The sequence below is a fragment of the Chitinophaga sp. genome, assembly GCF_036566945.1.
GTDB lineage: Bacteria > Bacteroidota > Bacteroidia > Chitinophagales > Chitinophagaceae > Chitinophaga.
The window spans coordinates 1-4,999 of the sequence record NZ_DATCVJ010000990.1; the positions used below are offsets into that span (position 1 = coordinate 1).

Consider the following 4,999-nt stretch of genomic DNA (forward strand, 5'->3'; position numbering starts at 1 on the left):
GTGGCCACGCTGGTGCTGTCTGATAACCGTAAATCGCTGATAGTTGAAAACGGTACCATGCAAACTTTAGAGCTGATTGATGTAGAATACAAGTACACAGAAGAAGCAGGTAAGTTTTCAATTGGCCCCATTAATTGCAGCTTTAACAGTGGTGAAGTTATCTTTATTACCGGTGGAAATGGCAGTGGCAAATCAACGCTGGCCAAGTTGATTTGCGGATTGTATGCGCCTGCCGCCGGCGAAATAAAACTGGATGGTAAAGTAGTAGATGCACTGCACTTAAACGAAATGTGCGCGGCTATTTACAGTGACTATCACATTTTTGAAAAACTATATGGCATCGACCATCATCAGAAAGAACAATTGATCGCCGATCGTATGGAAATATTACAGCTGATAGGAAAAACAGCTGTCAACAACGATGGTTCCTTCTCTACTATCAGACTTTCAACCGGCCAGCGAAAACGTATTGCTTTGCTGGTAAGCTATCTCGAAAATAAACCCATCTACATGTTTGACGAATGGGCCGCTGATCAGGACCCGGAATTCAAATCATTCTTTTACGAAGAGTTATTGCCCGAACTAAAACTGCAGGGGAAATGCGTGATTGTAATTTCACACGACAATCATTATTTCCACGTGGCGACGAGAATGATCAAAATGGAAGCAGGCCGCCTGAAAGTAACCAATGTACTTAGTGTTTAGAAGATATTTATAATTCACTTTACCTTATAAGCAAAGGCAATGATTGAGACAATCGACGCACAAAACCTGAAGGTCAGGTGGGTCGGAATGCCCCCCACCGGCAAAAAGAAAATAGCCCTGCTAATTCCACAATTCAACGAACAAAAGAATTTTGAGCTGGAGAACAGACTCCGTTATTTCCAGCGGCTGGCATTAGAATATAGGGACATAATGGATGTTATCCTCATTGATGACGGTTCTACTGACGACAGTCCAAATACCATCAACGCTTTTTGTGAAGCTAACCCCGGCTGCTTTTATTTTGCTGCTGTCAGGCCCAATGCACAGAAAGTAGGCGCACTTTACCTGGTATCTTTAGTCATCCAGCATCAGTATGTGATCCTCTCTGATTTTGATACCGACCTGGTAAACCTGCAGGCGCTGGAACAGTACCTTGACCACGCTGATGAGGATGATACCGTGATGGGATATTATTTTAGAATGATACCATTCGATGGGGAAGGAGAACCATTCCTGTTCCAGCAACTGGAATATTCTTTTGCCCGCACCTATTACAAGTTCCATAAAAAAGACCATAGTGTTCCTGTAATGCCTGGTGCCGGATCATGCTTTAAGCGCGATAAACTGCTGCAGGTATATGCTATGCACAGTGGCCACCGCAATGGGGAGGACAGGGAAGCTACCGCCATTGGCCTGAAGCTGGGATTTAAGACAATCTATACGCCGGATATAATGGCATTGACACGGCCGCCTCAAACCTTTAACGCCCTGCTCATCCAGCGGAAAAGGTGGTATCTCGGTTATGTTGAAGCCGTTTACAAGGAACGCAGGTTTTACACCCAGGCATTGCTGAAAGGAAGAAGTATTGGCTGGCGTACACTGCAGGATGCACTGGGGGTATCGCTGTTATTATTGCTGCCCCTTGAAATAGCCCTCCTCTTCCTGGCCGGATGGAAAGTGGCCGCAGGTATAATAGGCGCCACTTATCTGACAAGCGTATTATATTACACCGGGCTCTTTTTCGGCGATGCAGGTGAGCGAAAGGAAATTAAACAGAAGCATACTACACTGCTCATGCTGTATCCCTTGTTCTGGCTGGGACTATCTTTCCTCGCATGGTGGCGTGCTTTTCTTGCGTTTAAACCGGCTGAATTCAACACCAGCAGCCAGACACGGGCAATTAGCAGCCGGGATGTATTATTACACTATGATCCGGCTACTGCTATTATTACTGAACCATTTATAGGTCAGGCCGGTTATCTCAAAATATTAAACAGCCAGGTTCCGGGAGATACTTTTAATGAAACACCGTTTGAAGATATTCACATATTCCTGGAGTCTGTAGACAGGATCGCATTGGAAAAAACCGTCGCTTATTTTATGCAACGCCATGAAAGCCTCCGCACTATTTGCCCGCTGGTAAATGGTGAAACGAAACTGGTCGTATTGCCTTACGATGCGCAGACCTTCGCAGTGAATTATATGGAGGCAGCGTCTGCGGCCGACTATGCTGCCGTTAAAAAACATACCTTCCTTGAAGCGGCGGCGAAAGTAGCAGATATCGGAAAGGGCCCGCTGACATACATCTTCTTATTCAATGTCGGTAAAGAAGGTTGTAATTTCCATATGCTGGTACACCACCTGTTTAAAGATAAATGGTCGGTGAAAGTGATTAATGATGAATTACACGCCATTTACGGCGCCTTCGCCAGGGGGCAGCAGCCACCACTGAAGCCATTGACTTATCAGCTCCGCCATTACTGCGATAGAGAGAACAACTGGCAAACCATTAACGCTGCATCCATCGGCGCCTACTGGAAAAATAAACTGGCCGGTTTTTATACACTACTGGATGTCGTGCCTTACTATGAAGGTTTTGGCCGCAGAAACTTTGGCATGTTTCCCAAAATTACCGAACCTTCATTACTGTACAATGATCAGCCTTCGCTGAAGAAAATACTGGACCGGCAGGATGGCGCACAATGCCTGTTTAACATTGACAGCAAAAGATTGCAGGCCATCAGAGAACTCGCCCATCATAACAATAGCAGCGTTTCGGCAGTGATGTTCGCAACATTTTACCTCCTGCATTATATTTATACAGGCCGGCACAAAACCATGCTGACCATACCAATTGCCAACAGATCAGTACCGGGGTATCGGAATATTATTGGCTGGCTGCTGGGTGTTGTTTACCTGCCCTGCAAAATATCAGAGATGACGCTGATAGACGATCTCATTTCACAAACGTTTATGGACATAAATGATAGCATAGAACATATCATTTATGAGAGAGAAATGTTAGGATTGAGCGAGGACCTGCTCATTATCAGTACAGACTTCTGTGTCAATTATATGTTCACCAAAGAAGCCGCTAAACTGCCATACGACGGACCCGGTAAAGTACATTTACCTGATTCAAATATCTGGTACGGTATCAATTGCCAGCTGATAGAATCACCTGAAATCCTCTCCATAAAATGGCAGTATAATACCCATTTGTTTTCAGAGGAACTCACAAATGATATCATTCAATGCCTGGAGGAAATCCTGCAATTCCTTTCCACCAGCAGTAATTGTACGGTAAAAGAACTGGAGTCACATATGACAGCATCACAACAGTCGCTCCTCGTCAAACAGTATAGTCCATTATCTGAAAATAATCTGTTATGAAGATACCCCGTATCCTGCATCAGACCTGGAAGAGTGAAGATATGCCCGACAACTTCAGACTAATGGCGCAAACGTGGAAGGAAAACCACGCAGACTGGGAATACATGCTCTGGACAGATGAGATGAACAGAGATTTTGTCGCCACACATTTCCCCGATTTTCTGCAGGTATATGACAGCTACCCGACAGCTATTCAACGGGTGGATGCTGTACGCTATTTTATCCTGTTCAAATACGGCGGCTTCTTTGTTGATCTGGATTTTGAATGCCTGGCCTGTATTGAGCCTATTGTAAACCAAGCCGGCTGCGTGTTTGGATTGGAGCCCCGGGAGCATTGCGATTTGCATAACAAAGCTTTTATTATCAGTAACGCATTTATGGGTACAACAGCAGGATCCCCTTTTTTTCAGGCGCTTTGTGAGGAACTACATCGTAACACCACCATGACAGATCATCCTAACGACAGGGTACTTGAAACAACTGGTCCATTTATGTTATCCCGTTTATACACAGCATATATACAGAAGGAAGAAATCGCACTGCTGGATGCCGGCTTAATGTACCCGCTTACTAAAGAAGAGTTAATCGTGCTGAGTCAGGGTATTCAGCAAAATGGTGTAGAAGAAAAAATTAACAATGCCTATGGTATCCATCACTATGCGGGTACCTGGTGGAAAAAATAAAGTTATGACCAATTGCCTTCCCATAATTTCCTGCATCTGCATTACACGGGGTAAACCCCACATGCTGGCCAGAGCGATTGATTGTTTTACTGCGCAAACATATCCTTTTAAGGAACTCGTAATTGTGTATGAGGATGACGACATTGCGACCATCGATTTTCTGGCTACTGATAAAGCCCGGCATGCAGCTGTCCGCCTTGTTTGCCTGAGTGCACATCCCAAGCTCCCATTAGGTGAATTGAGAAACCAGGGTATAAAGGTAGCAGCAGGTGAATATATCTGTCAATGGGATGATGACGACTGGTATCATGTCAACCGCTTACAGGAACAATATCGCATCATACATGAAAGCCAGCGCCATGGCAGTATACTGGCACACTGGCTGGTGTTTGATACCGTGTCTAAAAAAGCTTTTATATCCAATAAGCGTTTGTGGGAAGGAAGTATCCTTTGTAAAAAGAGCACACTGCTATTAAAACCCTATGAACAGAAAGCGATAGGAGAGGATACCCCAACAATAGACTACCTCAATGAGATGAACCTGTTGCAGCCTGTCGATCATCTACCCTGGATGTATATCTACGTTTATCACGAAAAAAATACCTGGGGCCTGGCGCACTGGAATTATATTTTTCAATGCAGCACAGCTTTGCGCTCGCAAGACAATGAAGCGATTGCTGAAATACTGGATGGCCGTTTTTCTCCTGAAGCAGCGTCCTGTATGCTCGATGAAATAGGAGAACATCATTTTACACATATTAAAAGCTGATTACCATGGACCGTATTCCCGCATCCATACATCTTATCTGCGCTGATAAACAGCCACCGGTAAATTATCAGCGGTATATCGACCGAATGATGGAATTACATCCTTCCTGGACGTTTTATATATGGGATGATGCGTCTGCGCTGGATGTTGTGCAATACCATTTTCCGGA

The 4,999-nt window shown here is 44.6% G+C and carries 4 protein-coding genes; all 4 read left to right on the forward strand.

Annotation, left to right across the window (positions count from 1 at the left end; translation table 11 throughout):
• Positions 1 to 705 (forward strand): ATP-binding cassette domain-containing protein (locus VIP81_RS29600; RefSeq protein WP_331970303.1); only part of this gene is annotated, 705 nt, incomplete at its 5' end.
• 39 nt (positions 706 to 744) lie between these two features.
• Complete coding sequence (locus VIP81_RS29605) at positions 745 to 3,378, forward strand: condensation domain-containing protein (RefSeq protein ID WP_331970307.1); 2,634 nt, start codon at positions 745 to 747, stop codon at positions 3,376 to 3,378.
• Complete coding sequence (locus VIP81_RS29610; protein ID WP_331970310.1) at positions 3,375 to 4,061, forward strand: glycosyltransferase family 32 protein; 687 nt, start codon at positions 3,375 to 3,377, stop codon at positions 4,059 to 4,061. The genes VIP81_RS29605 and VIP81_RS29610 overlap by 4 nt, the downstream gene beginning before the upstream one ends.
• Positions 4,062 to 4,065: 4 nt before the next feature.
• Positions 4,066 to 4,830 carry a glycosyltransferase family A protein gene (locus VIP81_RS29615; RefSeq protein WP_331970313.1) on the forward strand — a complete coding sequence of 255 codons (765 nt, stop codon included), beginning with the start codon at positions 4,066 to 4,068 and terminating at the stop codon, positions 4,828 to 4,830.
• The last annotated feature ends 169 nt before the right edge of the window (positions 4,831 to 4,999 follow it).

What these genes read in the sequence shown, in the direction of transcription:
- VIP81_RS29605 (WP_331970307.1), top strand. Translation starts at nt 745, where the DNA reads ATGATTGAGACAATCGACGCACAAAACCTGAAGGTCAGGTGGGTCGGA.
- VIP81_RS29610 (WP_331970310.1), top strand. Translation starts at nt 3,375, where the DNA reads ATGAAGATACCCCGTATCCTGCATCAGACCTGGAAGAGTGAAGATATG.
- VIP81_RS29615 (WP_331970313.1), top strand. Translation starts at nt 4,066, where the DNA reads ATGACCAATTGCCTTCCCATAATTTCCTGCATCTGCATTACACGGGGT.